This is a genomic window from Salinivibrio sp. PR932 (assembly GCF_001996125.1).
Taxonomy (GTDB): domain Bacteria; phylum Pseudomonadota; class Gammaproteobacteria; order Enterobacterales; family Vibrionaceae; genus Salinivibrio; species Salinivibrio proteolyticus.
Genome location: NZ_MUFM01000016.1, coordinates 36,867 through 56,304 on the forward strand (window position 1 = coordinate 36,867; position 19,438 = coordinate 56,304).

Below are 19,438 nucleotides of genomic sequence, written 5' to 3' on the forward strand. Positions count from 1 at the left end.
CCTTAACGGTACGGCCTTTACAACGCACGAGGGGATATTTGGCGTTTTATACCCCTTGCTCGGCAAAAACGTTATCCACGATCTGTTGCGCTTCTTTTTCAATCATGCGCAGGTGCGCCTCACCTTTAAAGCTCTCACAATAGATCTTGTAGATCTCTTCCGTACCAGAGGGGCGAGCAGCGAACCACCCAGACTCAGTGACGACTTTTAAGCCACCAATCGCTTCACCATTGCCTGGCGCGTGAGTCAGCTTTGCAGTAATGATATCGCCCGCTAACGTCTCCGCGGTCACCATTTCAGGGCTTAACTGGCTAAGCACTTGTTTTTGCTGCTTGTTCGCCACCGCTTGTAAACGGTTATAGGCGGGATCGCCATGCTTATTCACCAGTGTTTGATAGTAAGCGTGAGGTGTCATGCCGGTCACCGCGAGGATCTCAGCGGCCAGTAAACACAGAATAATGCCATCTTTATCGGTCGACCAAGGCTGTCCATCCAAGGTTAAGAAAGAGGCGCCCGCACTTTCTTCGCCACCAAAGCCAAGCTGGCAGTGATGCAGACCATCGACAAACCATTTAAAGCCAACCGGGACTTCCACCAGCTTTCTATCAAGATCCGCAACCACTTTGTCAATAATGGCACTCGACACGAGTGTTTTACCCACACCTAAGCGACTCGGCCATTGCTGACGATGGCGGAAAAGATAATCAATACAAACCGCTAAATAATGATTAGGGTTCATCAAGCCATCTGATGACACAATGCCGTGGCGGTCAAAATCAGGGTCATTCCCAAAAGCAAGATCATAGTGGTCTTTGTGTGCTAACAATCCCGCCATCGCATAGGGTGAGGAACAATCCATGCGGATCACACCGTCGCTGTCGAGAGGCATGAAGCCAAAAGTCGGATCGACTTTCTCATTCACGAGGGTAATATCGAGCTGATAATGTTCAGCGATTTTTTGCCAATAGCGAATCCCAGCCCCACCCAGAGGATCAACAGCCAGTTTTAATCCTGCCGCTTGAATGGCTTTAATATCCACGACACGCTCGAGCCCAGCGACATAAGGGGTCACTAAGTCTTGCTCTTGGTAGTAAGCGCTTGCCCGTGCTTCGTCAATAGCCAACCGTTTCACGCCTTCTAAGCCAGCATCTATATAATCGTTGGCTCGTGCTTCAATCGATTTTGTGATGGCCCCTTCTGCTGGGCCGCCATGCGGAGGGTTGTACTTAATTCCCCCATCTTGCGGTGGATTATGTGAGGGGGTGATCACAATCCCGTCCGCTTGCTCAGCATGATCACGGTTATAAGCCAGAATTTGTTGGGAAATGCCCGGCGTTGGCGTATAGCCCTGATCTGCTTGCGCAATAACCTCTACCTGATTGGCCGTCAATACTTCAACCACGGCACCGAAAGCGGGCTCGGACAGCGCATGCGTATCTTTACCCACAAAGACAGGTCCCGTGATACCAAGCGCACGGCGCTCATCACAGATGGCCTGAGCAATCGCGTGAATGTGATCACGGTTGAATGTTGTATTTAGTGCACTGCCACGGTGGCCTGATGTTCCAAACGCAACGCGCTGCGCCGGATTGCCGGGGGTTGGCTGGGCCTGAAAAAAGCGCGTGACTAGCGCTGGAATATCGCATAAATCAGCGGCGTCTGCGCGCTGCCCTGCTTGGGGATGCACTGCCATAAATCTCGTCTCCCATGAGTGGCATAGATTAAATCGCGTTGACAACCTTTTCGATCAAATCGCTGGGGAACTGCATTTTTTCCATAAGCTGCTCCACCATTTGGCGCTTACGGCCGGTATTAGTGTTGGTGATTACCCAAAAAGGTGTCTCTGGAATTTGTTTCGGCTTGGTGGTTTTGCCGCTTTCTAACAACGTTTGCTGATTGTCAGCAAAATACAGACGAGTGCGTCCTTTTAGAGCCATCCCATCGGCAAAACCTTGCTGGTCCACACGATATAGGGTGGTCAAAACGAGCATAAAGCGCCCGATTGCACGCTCTTGCGCTGCAAACTCATCCGAGATCAATAGCGATCGCATCGCTTTAACGCGATCAACAGACGCACTGCGTCCTGCATCTTTACTCACTACGATGCCGCTAGAACGAGAGGGTGTCGGTGCAGGCTGTGTTGACTGCTGCGCCGAATCCGACAGCAATAAGCGGCGCAAAATATCTGATGCGCTCTCACCAATATGCTGCGTTTGGCTGGCAATGTACCGGTATAGCTCCTCGTCAACCTCAATCGTCTTCATTGTTTTTCATCGAGTCCTGTTTGTCGTTTAACGGGGCGATTATACAGAGATAGATAGGTATACTCTACGCCAAAGCCAGTAATCTGAGAGAAAAGCAACGTGTTATTAAACGAAAAGTCTCGCGGTGAGGGCTCGCCGCTCGTATTGATCCACGGTTTATTCGGCAATCTCGACAATCTAGGCGGATTAGCAAAAACCTTGGCTGATCACTTTTGTGTTTATCAAATTGATCTACCTAATCACGGCCAGTCCTATCATACTAAGCTGGTCGATTATCAGGCACAGTCGGACGCGGTTGTCGCATGGATGGATCACCATCAACTCGACAAGGTGACATTAGTCGGTCACTCAATGGGCGGGAAAGTTGCTATGGCTATCGCACAGCGCTTTCCTGAGCGCGTGACACAGTTGGTGGTCATGGATATTGCCCCCGTCGACTATCAAGTTAATCGGCATGACGCGGTGTTTACGGCGCTAAAACGCACCCAAAACATTCCCTTGACCAGTCGTCAACAAGCACAATCCATCATGGATGAGACAATTGAAAACCCAGGCGTGACACAATTTTTATTGAAATCACTCTATAAAACCGATCAAGGTCACTACGCCTGGCGCTTCAATATTGATAATCTTTATCACGGTTATCGCGATATTATGGGCTGGCAGGCATTCGGACAGTATTCAGGCCCGACTCTGTTTGTAAAAGGTCAACAATCTGAATACATTTTGCCCGAGCATCGTGATGCGATTATAGAACAGTTCCCGCATTCGAAAGCGCACATGGTGGCAGGCACAGGCCATTGGCTACATGCTGAAAAACCTGCTGTGGTTGCCAACGTTATTGAGCGCTTTTTAATGCAGGGAGAGCGTTAACAGGTCTGTGACCCTTGTGGTATATTGCGCCGCATATGTCGGTGCTCAATGGAGGCACGCATGCTTTACGAGCACTTTCAATTGCTCGAAAAAATTGGCCTAGACCTCGTTTTTGCTGCCATTTTCTTTTTTATCGGAATGGCAATCAAAGACGTACTAAAAGAAGGCAATGTGCCAGTTTTTGGTCGACGTATTGTCTGGTTTGTTCTCACACTAGGCTGTGTTGGTTTTATTACAAAAGGGGTTATTCAACTGTTCTGGGAAGGTGTTGGCATCGGCTAACATCCCTAAACGGAGAATGATCCCACGTACGCTCTAGCGTATAGGAGTGTGAAAAAGCACCGCTTTTTCTTTAATTCGAGTTAGTTGCAAACAGCAACCCACTGAAAAAAACGGGTATTTTTTATATGGCGAGTGTAGGTCTCTTCTTTGGTAGTGACACAGGTAACACTGAAGCAATTGCAAAGAGCATTCAAAAGCAACTGGGCAAACAGATGGTCCATGTGCAGGATATTGCGAAAAGCAGTAAAGAAGATATCGATAACTTCGATCTTCTCCTGCTGGGTATCCCAACTTGGTACTATGGCGAAGCACAGTGTGATTGGGATGACTTCTTCCCAGAACTTGAGCAAATTGACTTCTCAACCAAATTGGTCGCCATCTTTGGCTGTGGTGATCAGGAAGATTATGCAGAATATTTCTGTGACGCAATGGGCACGGTACGTGACATTGTTGAAGCAAAAGGCGCGACCATCATTGGCCATTGGCCAACCGAAGGCTATGAGTTTGAAGCCTCTAAAGCCTTGGTAGACGACAATCACTTTGTCGGCTTGTGCGTCGATGAAGACCGTCAACCTGAACTGACCGATGAGCGTGTCAGCAAATGGGTGAAGCAAGTCTACGAAGAAATGTGTTTGGCGGAATTAGAAGACTAACTCGTCAATGAACCACCAAAACGCCAAGACTCTCTTGGCGTTTTTTCTATGCGGCGTCTTGGGTTAGGTCACGGTATTGACGTTTTTTTCTCACATATAAGGTGCGCTTCACTTCAGCCACCACCTCCCCCTTCGCGTCTTTGACATGCACAACAAACTCGGGTAACACTTTCTCCCCTCTTCCAGCCTGTTGCTGAATGTCTTGCAACACCGCATCGCTAATCACAAAATCGGCAAATAAGTCGGTGGTGCCCGGTTTGATGAAATTAATATCCGCTTGTTTATCCCACACATGATACTGTGGTCCGAGTATGCCCATTAACATCAAGGCATAAACAGGATCGGTCAGTGAAAAAATACTGCCACCATATTGTGTTCGATTCGCGTTTTTGTTCCACCAGCGCAGTTTTAACCGCATATTGACGCACTTAAAGTCGTCACTGATAGACTCAATATGGATCCCCGCTCCCCAGAAGGGAGGCCAACTATTTAATGCCCACTTCACAATTCTTGGTTTATAGAACCGATACATAACTGATTGACGTCCTTATCTGGTCTTACCAGACAATATTTACATCTAGAAAACATTGTTGCAACCAAGAATGATCAAAATTCGTTCGTCTAAACGTTCCTTGCTGTAGCGAGCGCCGAGCAATTTTGATAGTCTTAATAAATATTTTCCTTGCTAATCAAACTGTCTCTCGCAGGCAGAAAACAGGTAGATACACATGTCAGACAATAACCAGGCGTTGAAGCAAGCTGGGCTAAAAGTCACGCTGCCACGGCTCAAGATCCTAGAAGTGCTGCAACAGCCCGATTGCCAGCATATCAGTGCCGAAGACCTGTATAAGAAGTTGATTGATCTAGGCGAAGAAATTGGCCTAGCGACGGTATACCGTGTCCTCAACCAGTTTGATGATGCCGGCATTGTCACCCGTCACCACTTTGAAGGTGGAAAATCGGTGTTTGAGTTAGCGACTCAGCACCACCATGATCACCTCGTCTGTCTTGACTGCGGTAAAGTCATTGAGTTTTCGGATGATTTGATTGAAGAGCGTCAAAAGGAAATTGCCGGTCGTTTTAATGTTCGTCTTACCAACCATAGCTTGTATCTCTATGGTCACTGCCAAGAAGGCGACTGCAAAGCAGATCCATCGATTCACAATGATGACTGAATGATCAAGGCTTGAGTGACTTGATGTTGTCATAAAGAAGTCCTCTTTATGTCAACGTATTTCAGAACGGGACATAAACCTATAAAAAAGCCGGCAGTGTATGCCGGCTTTTTTTGATCGAGTAAAGACAAAGGTTACTTACCTTCAATCTTCGCCCATGTGTCACGTAAGCCTACGGTACGGTTAAAGACTAATGCCTCCGCACGACTGTCTTTGTTATCCGCACAGAAGTAGCCCGTGCGCTCAAATTGATAGCCAGCTTCAGGCTGCGCGTCTTTCAAGCTAGGCTCAACGTACCCGTGCATCACTTGCAAAGAGTCTGGGTTAATCGTCTCTACGAAGTTTTCTGCACTTGCAGGATTTGGCACAGTAAAGAGGCGATCGTACAAGCGGAACTCAGCCGGAACAGCTTCTGCCGCGGATACCCAATGGATTACCCCTTTTACTTTACGGCCATCTGCAGGGTCTTTTCCTAGCGTCTCAGGATCGTAGCTACAGTACACCGTAGTGATGTTTCCGTGCTCATCTTTCTCACAACGCTCGGCTTTGACTACATAAGCATTACGCAGGCGTACTTCTTTATCCAACACCAAACGCTTATATTTTTTGTTAGCCGATTCACGGAAGTCTTCGCGCTCAATCCAGATCTCGCGAGAGAAAGGCACCTGACGCTGTCCCGTCTCTGGTTTGTTTGGATGATTCGGGGCACTTAGCCACTCAACGTCATCCGCTTTGTTTTCAATCACCAGCTTGATCGGATCCAAAACGGCCATCGCTCGCGGTGCGCGTTCATTCAGATCATCACGAATACACGACTCCAGTGCACTCATTTCGATGATGTTATCTTGCTTGGTGACACCAATTCGTTTGCAGAACTCACGAATAGACGCAGGCGTGTAACCACGACGACGTAGACCAGAAATCGTCAACATACGTGGATCATCCCAGCCATTGACGAGCTGCTCTGACACCAGTTGGTTGAGCTTACGCTTGGACATCACGGTGTATTCCAAGTTTAGGCGACTAAACTCGTACTGATGCGGGGTGCAATCGATGGTGATGTTTTGCAACACCCAGTCATATAAGCGGCGGTTGTCTTGGAACTCCAGAGTACATAACGAGTGAGTGATCCCTTCCAATGCATCCGAGATACAGTGGGTAAAATCATACATCGGATAAATACACCACTTATCACCCGTCTGGTGGTGATGTGCAAAACGTACGCGATAGATAACTGGGTCGCGCATCACCATGAAAGGTGACGCCATATCGATTTTAGCGCGAAGACACGCAGTGCCCTCGGCAAATTCGCCCGCGCGCATTTTTTCAAATAACGTGAGGTTTTCTTCCACCGCACGATCACGATAAGGGCTCGGCTTGCCCGGCTCTGTCAACGTACCTCGGTACTCGCGGATTTGATCTGGGCTTAATTCGTCGACATACGCCAAACCTTTTTCAATCAGTTCAACCGCAAAGCCGTACAACTTATCAAAATAGTCTGATGAATAGCGCTCTTTACCTGCCCACTCAAAGCCAAGCCATTGGACGTCGCGTTTGATCGAGTCAACGTACTCAACGTTTTCTTTTTCTGGGTTGGTATCATCAAAGCGCAAATTGCACTCACCTTGATAATCCTGCGCAATACCGAAGTTCAGGCAAATAGACTTAGCGTGACCGATATGCAGATAGCCATTAGGCTCCGGCGGGAAACGGGTCACGACTGATGTGTGTTTTCCCTCCGCCAAATCTTTATCAATGATTTGACGAATAAAATTGGTTGGACGAGCTTCAGCATCACTCATCAAGGTTACCTCGTATCAAAACAGTGCGAATTTTACAGCTACATGGATACTATGATCTCTTATTCCGGCACTTTACTCAACCAGTTGTTGTTAAACTCGCCCTCGCATGCCCCTAAATGCGCTTTTTTTGTTCACCCCACCTCCCGAGCATAAAAAACGCCCAGCGTTAGCTGGGCGTTATCGGGTTTAGATTGTCTTTATAGTGGTCGCTTATGGCAATTTCACTGCAGACAAATCTTCATTATCCGGGATTTGCTTCATCTCACCGGCAATGATTTCGGCCAATGGGCCAAGAATGACTTGCAAGTTATTATCCCCTAACTTCACGACACCCATCGCGCCAATGGCTTTGAGTTTCGCTTCATCGACGATTTCACGGTTTGCCACCGATAGACGCAAGCGTGTGATACAAGCGTCGATAGATGTCAGGTTTTGATGTCCGCCTAACGCTTTGAGGTACTTACGTGCAAGCTCACGGTTGTCGCTGGTTTCATTCGTATTTGCGTTTCCAGCAGATGCGCCTTCAATGCTGTCATCTTCACGACCCGGGGTTTTCAAGTTCATGGCCATGATAGCCGCACGGAATGTCGCGTAATAAAGCACGAAGAATACCAAGCCCATCACAGGTAGCATGTACCACTCGTTGGCTACGGGGTTTTTTGACGACAACACCAAGTCGACAAGACCTGCAGAGAAGCCAAAACCGGCAGTCCAGTTAAAGGTGGCCGCGATGAACAAAGAGATGCCTGTCAAGAACGCATGCAACACAAACAGCACAGGTGCTACGAACAGGAAGGCGAACTCGAGAGGTTCAGTTACACCGGTAAAGAACGAAGCAAAACCGGCTGCAATCATGATAGATGCCACACGTGCTTTGTTCTCTGGACGTGCAGTGTGGTAAATCGCCAGTGCCGCCCCCGGTAGACCAAACATCATCACAGGGAAGAAGCCGGCCATGTACATGCCTGTGGTTCCCTTAATTGCTTCTCCAGAAGCAAGACCTTGTGCGCCCATCCAGAAACGGCCCAAGTCATTGATACCCACAGTGTCGAACCAGAATACCGCGTTAAGCGCATGGTGAAGACCGACAGGAATCAACAGACGGTTGAAGAATCCGTAGATACCTGCACCCGCGGCGCCTAAGTTAGTGATACTTTCACCGAAGTGAACCAAACCACCAAATACGACCGGCCATACAAACATCAGCACGAACGAAATCGCAATAGCGACGACTGAGACAAGAATGGGAACCAGACGTTTGCCACTGAAGAACGCCAGTGCTTTTGGCAGCTCTACACCGCTGTAACGGTTGTAAAGCTCTGCCGATACCACACCAATTAAAATACCGATAAATTGGTTGTTGATTTTGCTAAACGCCAGCTCATTGTTGTCTAGTGCAACATCCACGAGACCAATTTGGCTTACAGTACCAGGCGCACAAAGCGTGGTGATCACCATAAAGCCGACGAAACCTGCCAAGGCAGCCGCACCATCTTTATCTTTTGACATGCCGTAAGCCACGCCAATGGCGAACAGTAAAGACATATTTTCCATATCAATGATCGCCGCCCCTGACTTAATCAAGAAAGCAGCCAATGCGCTGTTACCACCCCAACCTGTTGGATCAAGCCAGTAGCCGACCCCCATCAAGATCGCTGCGGCTGGCAGTACCGCTACCGGTACCATCAGCGCACGACCTATACGTTGCGCGTATCCAAGAATATTCACCTTCGTTCCCCCTATGTGTTCTCAGAGCCATGCCGCAGTATTTGTTGTTTTCTGCGTCTGGCGTATCGCGTGAGATAATGACCAAAGCACTTTTTTTGTCAAACAATGTTAGTCAATTGCAGTTTATGTCAATAAATTCGCCTCGCAAATTAAAACCACCTTTTTTGTGAGTTTTATCACCGATCCACACCAAAAACAGAGAAATATGTTAGCCAGATCATAAAACTTATTTTATGATGAAAATAAATGAACATATTCGTTATGCTGTACCCGTAAGCCCACTGATTTATCGAGGTGTCCTGTGCGACTCATTCCATTACAAACCAGCCATCAAGTCGGCCTATGGTCGGCTAGATATATCGTTGATACTATTAATAAATTCGCTCCAAGCGCCGAACGCCCATTTGTGCTCGGACTGCCAACAGGCGGTACGCCACTGAATACTTACAAGCAACTGATCACCCTGTTCAATCAGGGCGAAGTGAGCTTTGAGCATGTGGTGACCTTCAACATGGACGAGTACTGCAATATCCCAGCCGACCATGACCAGTCATATCGTACCTTCATGTATGAAAACTTCTTTAAGCACATTGATATTAAAGAAGAAAACATCAACTTACTGAACGGAAATGCGAGCGATGTTGATGCGGAATGCAAACGTTATGAAGACAAGATCAAATCCTACGGCAAGATCCATCTCTTTATGGGCGGTGTAGGTAACGACGGTCACATTGCGTTTAACGAGCCAGCCTCTTCGCTGGCCTCTCGGACACGGATCAAAACCTTGACCGAAGATACCCGTATGGCAAACTCTCGCTTCTTTGATAATGATATCAACCAAGTACCTAAGCACGCGCTTACCATTGGCGTCGGGACGCTACTCGATGCTGAAGAGATCATGATTTTGGTCACTGGCCACAATAAGGCACAGGCACTTCAAGCAGCCGTGGAGGGGTCGGTCAATCACTTGTGGACTGTTTCCGCACTGCAGCTGCACCCTAAAGCCATGATTGTGTGCGATGCGCCTTCAACTGCCGAACTAAAAGTAAAAACAGTGAAGTATTTTCAGGAGCTTGAAGCCCAGAACATTCATAATTTATAAGGAATAACAGCATGTATGCGTTAACCCACTGCCGGATTTTTACTGGTCATGAAGTGCTTGATGACCACGCTATTGTCATCCGTGACGGCGTGATTGAGGACGTTTGCCCGCAACATGCGCTGCCGACAGAGATAGAAAAACGCTCACTCGACGGAGCTTACGTCAGCCCGGGCTTCATTGATCTGCAGCTTAATGGTTGTGGTGGTGTCATGTTTAACGATGCGATCACCACAGACACCATTGAGACCATGCACCGAGCAAACTTGAAGTCAGGGTGCACCAACTTCTTACCCACTCTGATCACGAGTTCAGATGATGACATGCGTGCGGCGATCAACGCGATGCGCGAATACAAAGCCCACCATCCGCATCAAGCTTTAGGCTTACACTTAGAAGGGCCTTACTTAAACAGCGCAAAAAAAGGCATCCACAGTCTCGACTATATTCGCCCCAGCAACGACAAGATGATTGCGTACTTGTGCGACAACGCCGACGTGATTACCAAATTGACGCTGGCGCCCGAACTCGCGCCCAAAGCGCACATTCAGGCGCTCACCAAAGCAGGCATTATCGTCTCCGCTGGCCACACTAACGCAACCTATGAGCAAGCACGGGAAGGCTTTGCTAATGGGATTGGGTTTGCGACCCACCTGTTCAATGCTATGACGGCGACTACCGGTCGCGAGCCCGGCATGGTTGGCGCGATTTATGATACGCCCGAGGTTTACACCGGCGTCATTGCTGACGGTTTCCATGTGTCTTACGCCAACATTCGTCTTGCACATAAAGTAAAAGGTGAGAAATTAGTGCTAGTTACTGATGCTGTGGCACCAGCAGGAGCCGACATGGATCACTTTATTTTTGTAGGCAAGAAAGTATATTACCGTGACGGCAAGTGTGTTGATGAGAATGGTACACTTGGCGGCTCTGCACTGACGATGAACGAAGCAGTTCGTAATAGTGTTGAGCATATAGGTATCGCCTTGGATGAGGCTCTGCGCATGGCAACGCTGTATCCTGCGCGCGCTATTGGTGTCGATCAGCTTTATGGCAGTATTCGCCCGGGGAAAATTGCGAATCTTGCTATTTTTGATCGCACACTCAACATCCGAGCGACGGTGGTTAACGGACAATATACACATAGCTAGGACATTTATGACTGGCGGACAAATCGGGAATGTCGACTTGGTAAAGCAGCTCAACGGGGCTGCCGTTTATCGGTTGATCGATCAACAAGGGCCCATCTCTCGCATACAAATTGCAGACGTGAGCCGTCTAGCACCCGCAAGTGTGACAAAAATAACCCGCCAATTGCTCGAACGTGGCTTGATCAAGGAAGTGGCTCAGCAAGCGTCAACCGGCGGTCGCCGAGCTATTTCTTTGACCACAGAATGCGCCCCATTCCATACCCTTGCGGTAAGACTGGGGCGTCATTTTATCGAGCTTTCACTCTATGATTTAAGTGGGACATCGCTTGCTGAACACGGGGAAGTTTTTCACTATCACGATCAAACCGAGTTAGTGAACGGCCTGATTCAGATTCTGAGTCAGTTTATTGACACCCACCAACAATCCATCAAAGAGCTGATTGCCATATCGGTCGTGATGCCCGGCCTGATTGATCCTGAATCTGGGGTCGTCGAATACATGCCTAACATCACGATTCAACAGCTAGCCCTTGCCGACACACTCCGTGAGGAGTTTGGTGTGCAAGCGTTTATTGGTAACGATATTCGCGGGCAAGCATTGGCGGAGCACTACTTTGGTGCCAGTCAAGCCTATTACGATTCGATGCTAGTCAGTGTTCACCATGGCACTGGCGCTGGGATTATCGTAAACGGGCAAATTTTCTTGGGCCATAACCGCAATGTAGGTGAATTGGGCCATGTTCAAATTGACCCTTTGGGTAAGAAGTGCCAATGCGGCAATTTTGGCTGTTTAGAGACCGTTGCCTCTAACGAAGCCATTATCGAACATGCACAACAGCTACTGGCTCAAGGGCACCCGAGCACGCTCAAACACGATGACAGTTTAACGATCGAAGCCATTTGTGAGGCCGCCGAGCAAGGCGATGAACTGGCAAGACAGGTATTGGTAAAGGTTGGCAATCATCTTGGCAAAGCCATTGCTATGACCGTTAACCTATTCAATCCTCAACTTGTGGTCATTGCTGGTAAGATCACGGCAGCAAAAAGTGTCGTCTTCCCCGCCATTCAGCGCTGTGTTGAAAACCAGTCACTGCCTAGCTTTCATCAAAAGCTAGACATTGTAAGCGCGAAGCTAGCAGAAAAACCTACCATGGCCGCTTTCTCGTTAGTTAAACGCGCCATGCTCAACGGCGAACTGTTACAAAAACTGCTCGAAGAGTGATCGTTTAACGGGTTTGACGTCTTGCTACGCAAACCCGTTTTTTCCGCAAAAATCTCACACTTTCCCTATCTAGCGTGTACATTATATACCCAAGCTATGGTGCGCTATAAGTTGGCAACGCGTCTCGGGCCTATCTCTTTTCTCAAAGTCGCGTAGACATCAAAGCGCCTTGTTCCTTATCGCTTAACCTCAGAGGAACTAAGCTCAAACAAGCTATTACTAAGGAGACCCATCAATGTCTCAAATTCATATCTTTAGTTGATTCAAAACTTTAAGATAAGTGTCGATGCTGTGTTTATTGGCTTTTGCACAAAAACACGGATTCTGTTTGCTCGCTAACTCACATAATAAGCATACGATATGGAACTGGTTTACATCTCAGCAGCCTTCATCAGCGGCTATATTCTGATGCGTTGTCACTTGCCACCTCTCGTTGGCTTTTTGATTGCTGGCTTTGCGCTACATGCGTTTGGCTACGAATCCACCCCGGTGATCTCTGATCTGGCCGATTTGGGTGTCACCTTGCTGCTTTTCTCGATTGGATTGAAGTTGGATGTCAAAACCCTACTTGCCAAGGAGATTTGGTTTGGCGCCACCGCCCATAACCTGCTGACTACGGGGTTGTTCACGCTGTCCTTGCTCGGCTTGAAAGCCCTAAGCGTGCCTATGCTTGCCGGTTTGAGCTTGTCAGAGTTGGCCCTGTTGGGTTTTGCCCTATCCTTCTCCAGTACCGTCTTTGCCATTAAGGCACTCCAAGAGAAAGGGGAGCTTAACGCCACCTATGGTACTTTGGCGATTGGCATTCTGATCATGCAAGATATCTTTGCGGTGGTCTTTATCACCGCTACGTCCGGAAAAACGCCTGAGCTCAGTGCACTACTGCTCTTTGCGTTACCTCTGCTTAAGCCAGTACTCAATAAGATACTAGATAACGCGGGGCACGGCGAAATGCTGGTGCTTTATGGCATTTTCTTGGCGTTAGTAGCGGGAGCGGGCTTGTTTGAGCTTGTTGGCGTTAAACCAGACTTAGGGGCGTTAATTTTAGGGATGCTGCTGGCAAGCCACCCTCGCGCCTCGGAAATGGCCAAATCGCTCTTTAATATGAAAGAGCTTTTCCTCGTGTGCTTTTTCCTCAACATTGGCTTATCCGAGCAGCCTACTTGGCAAAGCTTTGGCTTTGCATTGCTCCTCATGTTGCTTTTGCCTATCAAAGGGGTTCTCTATTACTGGATTGTCAGTGGCTTCCGCTATCGCGTGCGGACTGCTTTATTCACCACACTAACCCTATTTAACTTCAGTGAGTTTGGCTTAATCGTGGGGGGATTTGCGTATAAAGCTGGCCTTATGCCTGGCCCTATATTAGTGTCCATCGCTATTGCAGTGTCATTGAGTTTTGCGTTTTCCGCACCGCTCAATACATTCAGTAATCAGCTCTATACTTGGGCATCGCAGTGGTTGAAAGATAGAAACCCCGAGCAGCTACATCCCAGTGATCAGCTGATCAATCTCGGTGATGCCTCGATTCTGGTACTTGGAATGGGTCGAATTGGTTCAGGGGCGTATGACGAGCTCTCTGCCACTCATCACCAACCCATTATTGGCATTGACAACCGAGAAGATTCAGTGGCACGCCATCAAGAGGAAGGACGACGTGCGATTCTTGGCGATGCCACCGACCCTGACTTCTGGTCACGCGCCATTTCTGATGGGCAGATCAAATTAATCTTACTGGCAATGCCACACAGTCAGGCCAATATGCTTGCGCTAGAGCAAATCCGGCAAACCAACTTTAAGGGCAAGGTCGCGGCAATTGCGAAGTATGAGGATGAAATTGAGCAGCTCAAAGCGCTCGGTGTTGACGAAGCGTTCAATATCTACCAAGAGGCCGGTAGTGGATTTGCTCGACATGTGCGAGAGCAGTTTACCACGCCATCCAACAACGCCTAACCCACCGCGATTCCAATACTCAAGCCGCTCTTTCGAGCGGCTTTTTTCATCGATGCATAGTCATTTTGTACACACACTGCACTACAATTGTGTTTTATTCACTTAAATTGCCTTTATTTTAAATAAAATTCACACAAAGTGGATTTTTGATAAAGAAATGCTTTTTGAGGCTTGTCTATCCTGATCGTGCAAGGCAGAGTGGTTGTCAACCTGTTATCGCCTTGTTGGCTAGATGAATTTGAGAGGAAAGTATGTGTTCAGTGTTTGGGGTGCTTGATATAAAAACCGACCCACAGCAGCTCCGTGAAGTGGCTTTAAAGATGTCCAAAACCATGCGTCACCGTGGTCCTGACTGGTCGGGCATTTACTCATCCGAGAAAGCTATTTTGGTCCATGAGCGTTTAGCGATTGTCGATTTAAACAGTGGTGCCCAGCCTTTATATAACCAAGATAAAACCCAAGCATTAGCGGTCAATGGCGAAATTTACAACCACAAAGAGTTGCGTGCTGAGTTTGCTTCTGACTATCCATTTCAAACCGAGTCAGATTGCGAAATCATTCTCGCTTTGTATCAGCAAAAAGGACCTGAGCTGCTTGACTACCTCAACGGTATCTTCGCATTTATCCTTTATGATGAGGAGCAAGATGCCTACCTGATTGGCCGTGACCACATTGGTATTATTCCGCTTTACCACGGTCATGATGAACACGGCAACTACTACGTGGCTTCGGAAATGAAAGCCTTAACGCCTGTGTGCAAGAGCATCAGTGAATTTCCTCCGGGCCATTTCCTATGGAGTAAACAAGGCGAGCCGGTGCGCTATTACAAGCGTGATTGGATGGACTATGACGGTGTGAAAGAAAACACAACCGATAAAGCGGCGTTGAAAGAAGCACTCGAAGCCGCAGTTCACCGCCAACTCATGACCGACGTTCCTTACGGCGTGTTGCTTTCTGGTGGACTCGACTCGTCCGTGATTTCTGCCATCACCAAACAATTTGCGGCCAACCGCATCGAAGATGACGATCAAAGCCAAGCATGGTGGCCTCGTCTTCACTCGTTTGCTATCGGCCTTGAAGGCGCCCCCGATTTGAAAGCCGCCAAGGAAGTGGCGAATCATCTTGGCACGGTTCATCATGAGTTTACCTACACCATTCAAGAAGGGCTGGATGCGATTCGTGACGTGATTTATCACATTGAAACCTATGACGTCACCACAATCCGTGCCTCCACGCCGATGTACCTGATGTCTCGTAAGATCCGCGCGATGGGGATCAAAATGGTGCTCTCCGGTGAAGGCGCCGATGAAGTCTTTGGCGGGTATTTATACTTCCATAAAGCGCCAAGTGCGAAAGAGTTTCACGAAGAAACGGTGCGCAAGTTACTTGCTCTCAACATGTTTGACTGCGCACGTGCGAACAAATCCATGGCAGCATGGGGCGTGGAAGCACGCGTACCTTTCCTCGACAAAGCCTTCTTAGAAGTGGCGATGCAGATCAAGCCAGACGATAAGATGTGCGGCAACGGAAAAATGGAAAAACACATTATCCGCGAATGCTTTGGAGACCTACTTCCTGATTCGGTAGCATGGCGCCAAAAAGAGCAATTCAGTGATGGCGTTGGGTATGGCTGGATTGATACCTTAAAAGCGATCGCCGAAGAGAAGGTGACGGATCAGCAGCTCGAAACCGCGGCTTTCCGGTTCCCTTATAACACGCCAACCACTAAAGAGGCGTATATGTACCGCGAGATCTTTGCAGAGCTCTTCCCGCTCGACGATGCGGCGAAATGCGTACCAGGCGGCCCGTCGATCGCTTGCTCAAGTGCCAAAGCGATTGAGTGGGATGAATCTTTCAAAAACCAAGCCGATCCGTCTGGTCGTGCCGTACGCACTGTACATGAAAAAGCGTATCAATAAGCGCAAAATGATGGGCGCACCATAGATTAGAAACAAAAAAACCGCCGATTGGCGGTTTTTTTACTAGAGGCTTATCGCTCCCAATACGCCTCTTCAAGGCTATCCTCTCGCTCAGGCAGCCCACGTGATAAACGCGGTGAGTGCTGCGCCAACACTTCATAGCTGACACGGTTCGCATACTTGCACACTTGCGAGAAAGAGGAGTAGGTCATAAATGGGTATTGGTGCTTACTCGAATTGGGTACATTGTCACGATGATAGCGATTCGCAGACATATCATGCAGCAACGCTGATAGAGCACCATCTCCAGCACCATTGGTGTTCTTAATCCGCTCAGGCCCGCCCATATAGGGAGCAATGTGAGAGTATATTTTAATCGGCGTTTCACAGTCCGCTTTCATCATCGGACGGCTAAATTCATACATGTTGAATTCAGGGATCGCACCTGGCAGCAACGGCAAGGTGGTTTGACGTTTCGACTTATCCTCAGTGTAACCGGCCATATACAAACCAATTGGTCCTGCAGTACACAACACCATATCCACCCACTGCAGTGCAGCATCGGCCGCTAAGAGCGGATCGCTCTCACCGGTTAAGGCTTCACCCTCATCTTCATTCATCGCTACGACGCTAACGTGCTCGGAAAGAAAGTCACGCCACCATTGTGGGTTTTGCTCAATCACAAACTTGGTGCCGAGCGTCATAACCACGGGCACGTTGTGCTTTTTCGCATATTCAATGGCGCGCATGGTCGCTTGCGGCATTGGATCACCTTCTTTACAGCGAACCAAATACGCAGTGAGTACCAACGCAGAAGCGTTTTCAAAGATATGCTCAGGAATTGAATCAGGATGGAGTTGGTTCATCAAGCCTTCGTTGATGGCGAACGTACGCTCACCACAATCGCCAATCAAGGCGTAACAACGACCAATTGGGCCCTGCACTGGCTGCAGGTAGTTAAGATCCATCCGGCTTGAGGTGTTGCACAGGTAGCGGTAAGAATAGCTACCTATTCGAATATCTTGGCTCATCACCCCTAGCAAGATAGATTGATCATCCGCCAGCGCTGAATAATTGTGTAAGGTGTTACCGATGGTGCCACCCGCAAACTCATGAGTGACAAGATTGTTGTCTTTTAATTCTTGATACAGTGCTTCTGCGCGCTCATCGTCGATGACAAGCGAGTGCCCTTTACTTAACTGATACCGCTCCAGAAATTCATCAGGCACTTTTGCTTCAATGTCGACCAAGGTTTGGTCGATACCAATCACGTGCGGGCGCTTAAAGCCACGTTCGCTGGCTGGGTTGAGCAAAGGATCACGGGCGTGAACCGGAAAATAGTGCTTAGACTTGCGTTGTCCTGGAAATTTCATGGTTCGTGTAACTAGCTAATGGAAGGGAGGCGCGAATTCTATCACAGAATTCGCGCATGCGTAGCGTCTACACGATGAAATTTATTGCCCTACCAACCTTGTGTATGTTGGGCCACCAGCGACGCCATCAGGTGAATATGAGCCTCATCGTCGTTTAAGCATGGAATAAATCGGAAGCGTTCGCCACCTGCCTCGAGGAAGGTGTCACGACATTGCTCAGCAATTTCTTCTAAGGTTTCAAGGCAGTCAGCCGAAAAAGCTGGGGTCATAATATCGAGGGTTTTCACCCCTTTGCTGGGTAACGTCTCTAAGGTCTTATCGGTGTAAGGCTTGAGCCACTCCTCTCGTCCGAAACGGGACTGATAGGTCATCATGATCTCGTTATCCGCAAGCCCGAGTTCCGCTTGCAGCAGCGATGTGGTTTGCTCACAGTGCCGAGGATAAGGGTCGCCATTATCGGCAAAACGCTGCGGTATGCCGTGATAAGAACAAAGTAGCAAGTCACCTTTCCCATGCACTTGCCAATGCTGCTTCACCGAATGGGCTAACGCGGCTTGATAAAGCGGGTGATCATGATAGTGGTTCACATACCGCAACGCAGGGATCACTGGGCGCCCTTTCAATGATTTAGCCACTTTATCGAAAACCGCGGCGGTGGTGGTGGCAGAATATTGTGGATAAAGCGGCAAAACCAACACCTTATCGCAGCCCTTTGCTTGCAGCTCATCAAGCCCTTGGGCAATGGACGGATTACCGTAGGTCATTCCAAGCGCAACCGGAACCGACACCTGTTCAGCCAGCGCTTTTTGCTGACGTTTGGCATACACCATCAGTGGCGACCCCTCCTCCATCCAAATACTTTGATACAGCTTAGCTACTTTCGGTGAACGAATCGGCAGTATCACGCCATGTAATAATGGGCACCATAACCAACGGGTTAAATCAACCACACGATGATCATGTAGAAATTCAGAAAGAAAGGCTTTCACTGACTGTGAGGTCGGCGCTTCTGGGGTTCCGAGGTTGACCAATAGCACACCGACTTGATTGTGTTTTTCCGTCATTTTGATTGTATTCCTTGGCGGCAATCTTAGAACAGACTGGCGTATAAACGATTTACCCGAACCAGTACGGTAACAATTTGATTTTGGGCTAGCTTGCCATAAAAAAACCGGAGCGACTAATCGTCTGCTCCGGTTTCTGCAATCGATATACTCAATCTTCTCCTTGGGAGAACATCCAGTGTTAGCCTAGGGCTTTTTCAATCTCAACACTGACGTCTGCCACCGCTTGGGTGCCGTCAAAGGTGAAGTACTGCGTATTGCCTGCATCCGCCTCTTTTTTGTAGTAAGCAATCAAAGGCGCGGTTTGATCATGGTAAACCTTCAGGCGCGCACGCACTGTTTCTTCTTTGTCGTCATCACGAACAACCAGCTCTTCACCAGTCACATCGTCTTTGCCTTCCACTTTCGGTGGGTTATACACCACGTGGTAGGTGCGGCCTGACGCCAAGTGAGCACGACGACCACTCATACGCTCCACAATCACATCGTCTGGCACGTCAAACTCGAGCACGTAATCAATCGCAACTCCGATTTCTTTTAGGCCATCCGCTTGTGGAATTGTACGTGGGAACCCATCTAGCAAGAACCCTTTGGCACAATCATCTTGCGAGATACGCTCTTTAACCAGACCCAGAATGATGTCATCTGACACCAACTCGCCAGCATCAATAACCGCTTTGGCTTGTTTGCCCAGCTCAGTGCCCGCTTTAATCGCGGCGCGCAGCATGTCACCGGTAGAAATCTGCGGAATCCCGTATTTTTCCATGATGAACTGCGCTTGCGTCCCTTTACCCGCGCCCGGTGCACCCAACAGAATGATGCGCATAGTGATCCCCTTTTATCGTTTTTGGAGTTTCGTAAAACTGCGTCTATTCGCAAAGACCCG

At 48.5% G+C, this 19,438-nt stretch carries 17 protein-coding genes; 9 read left to right on the forward strand and 8 right to left on the reverse strand.

Going from position 1 to position 19,438, the window contains the following annotated elements; all coding sequences use genetic code 11:
- Positions 1–46: 46 nt before the first annotated feature.
- Positions 47–1,693, reverse strand: a complete 1,647-nt coding sequence (gene pgm, locus BZG84_RS09600; protein WP_077678156.1) for a phosphoglucomutase (alpha-D-glucose-1,6-bisphosphate-dependent) — start codon at positions 1,691–1,693, stop codon at positions 47–49.
- A 28-nt stretch (positions 1,694–1,721) separates the two neighbouring features.
- A complete protein-coding gene (seqA, locus tag BZG84_RS09605; RefSeq protein ID WP_077455219.1) occupies positions 1,722–2,264 on the reverse strand; it encodes a replication initiation negative regulator SeqA in 543 nt (180 codons plus the stop codon).
- A gap of 99 nt (positions 2,265–2,363) precedes the next feature.
- Between seqA and BZG84_RS09610 the strand changes: the two genes are divergently transcribed.
- The 3 genes from BZG84_RS09610 (at position 2,364) to fldA (ending at position 4,072) form a co-directional block, all read left to right on the forward strand.
- On the forward strand, positions 2,364–3,137 hold the full coding sequence (locus tag BZG84_RS09610) for an alpha/beta fold hydrolase (protein ID WP_077479110.1): 774 nt from the start codon (positions 2,364–2,366) through the stop codon (positions 3,135–3,137).
- Between the two features lie 60 nt (positions 3,138–3,197).
- Positions 3,198–3,419: a DUF2788 domain-containing protein gene (locus BZG84_RS09615; RefSeq protein WP_077479111.1), complete on the forward strand. Its 222-nt coding sequence runs from the start codon at positions 3,198–3,200 to the stop codon at positions 3,417–3,419.
- 125 nt (positions 3,420–3,544) lie between these two features.
- Positions 3,545–4,072: a flavodoxin FldA gene (fldA, locus tag BZG84_RS09620; RefSeq protein WP_077455221.1), complete on the forward strand. Its 528-nt coding sequence runs from the start codon at positions 3,545–3,547 to the stop codon at positions 4,070–4,072.
- 46 nt (positions 4,073–4,118) lie between these two features.
- On the opposite strand, the gene BZG84_RS09625 is transcribed toward fldA, so the two are convergent.
- Complete coding sequence (locus tag BZG84_RS09625; RefSeq protein ID WP_077455222.1) at positions 4,119–4,604, reverse strand: DUF4442 domain-containing protein; 486 nt, start codon at positions 4,602–4,604, stop codon at positions 4,119–4,121.
- Between the two features lie 196 nt (positions 4,605–4,800).
- On the opposite strand from BZG84_RS09625, the gene fcrX reads away from it, so the two are divergent.
- Positions 4,801–5,247, forward strand: a complete 447-nt coding sequence (gene fcrX / locus BZG84_RS09630; protein ID WP_069588691.1) for a ferric iron uptake transcriptional regulator FcrX — start codon at positions 4,801–4,803, stop codon at positions 5,245–5,247.
- A gap of 134 nt (positions 5,248–5,381) precedes the next feature.
- On the opposite strand, the gene glnS is transcribed toward fcrX, so the two are convergent.
- Entirely contained in the window at positions 5,382–7,049 is a 1,668-nt protein-coding gene (gene glnS / locus BZG84_RS09635; RefSeq protein WP_077479112.1) for a glutamine--tRNA ligase, read from the reverse strand.
- Positions 7,050–7,259: 210 nt separating this feature from the next.
- Entirely contained in the window at positions 7,260–8,777 is a 1,518-nt protein-coding gene (gene nagE, locus BZG84_RS09640) for an N-acetylglucosamine-specific PTS transporter subunit IIBC (protein WP_077479113.1), read from the reverse strand.
- 301 nt (positions 8,778–9,078) lie between these two features.
- Between nagE and nagB the strand changes: the two genes are divergently transcribed.
- From nagB to asnB, 5 genes are all read left to right on the forward strand, one after another.
- On the forward strand, positions 9,079–9,879 hold the full coding sequence (nagB, locus tag BZG84_RS09645; RefSeq protein WP_077479114.1) for a glucosamine-6-phosphate deaminase: 801 nt from the start codon (positions 9,079–9,081) through the stop codon (positions 9,877–9,879).
- An 11-nt stretch (positions 9,880–9,890) separates the two neighbouring features.
- A complete protein-coding gene (gene nagA / locus BZG84_RS09650) occupies positions 9,891–11,027 on the forward strand; it encodes an N-acetylglucosamine-6-phosphate deacetylase (protein WP_077479115.1) in 1,137 nt (378 codons plus the stop codon).
- 7 nt (positions 11,028–11,034) lie between these two features.
- Complete coding sequence (gene nagC / locus BZG84_RS09655; RefSeq protein ID WP_077479116.1) at positions 11,035–12,249, forward strand: DNA-binding transcriptional regulator NagC; 1,215 nt, start codon at positions 11,035–11,037, stop codon at positions 12,247–12,249.
- Between the two features lie 360 nt (positions 12,250–12,609).
- Positions 12,610–14,196 carry a cation:proton antiporter family protein gene (locus BZG84_RS09660; protein ID WP_077479117.1) on the forward strand — a complete coding sequence of 529 codons (1,587 nt, stop codon included), beginning with the start codon at positions 12,610–12,612 and terminating at the stop codon, positions 14,194–14,196.
- 251 nt (positions 14,197–14,447) lie between these two features.
- Positions 14,448–16,115, forward strand: a complete 1,668-nt coding sequence (gene asnB, locus BZG84_RS09665) for an asparagine synthase B (protein ID WP_077479118.1) — start codon at positions 14,448–14,450, stop codon at positions 16,113–16,115.
- A gap of 71 nt (positions 16,116–16,186) precedes the next feature.
- On the opposite strand, the gene BZG84_RS09670 is transcribed toward asnB, so the two are convergent.
- From BZG84_RS09670 to adk, 3 genes are all read right to left on the reverse strand, one after another.
- Positions 16,187–17,488: an inosine/guanosine kinase gene (locus BZG84_RS09670; protein WP_069588683.1), complete on the reverse strand. Its 1,302-nt coding sequence runs from the start codon at positions 17,486–17,488 to the stop codon at positions 16,187–16,189.
- Positions 17,489–17,577: 89 nt separating this feature from the next.
- Complete coding sequence (gene hemH / locus BZG84_RS09675; RefSeq protein WP_077479119.1) at positions 17,578–18,552, reverse strand: ferrochelatase; 975 nt, start codon at positions 18,550–18,552, stop codon at positions 17,578–17,580.
- A gap of 181 nt (positions 18,553–18,733) precedes the next feature.
- A complete protein-coding gene (gene adk, locus BZG84_RS09680; protein WP_077455231.1) occupies positions 18,734–19,378 on the reverse strand; it encodes an adenylate kinase in 645 nt (214 codons plus the stop codon).
- Positions 19,379–19,438: the final 60 nt, after the last annotated feature.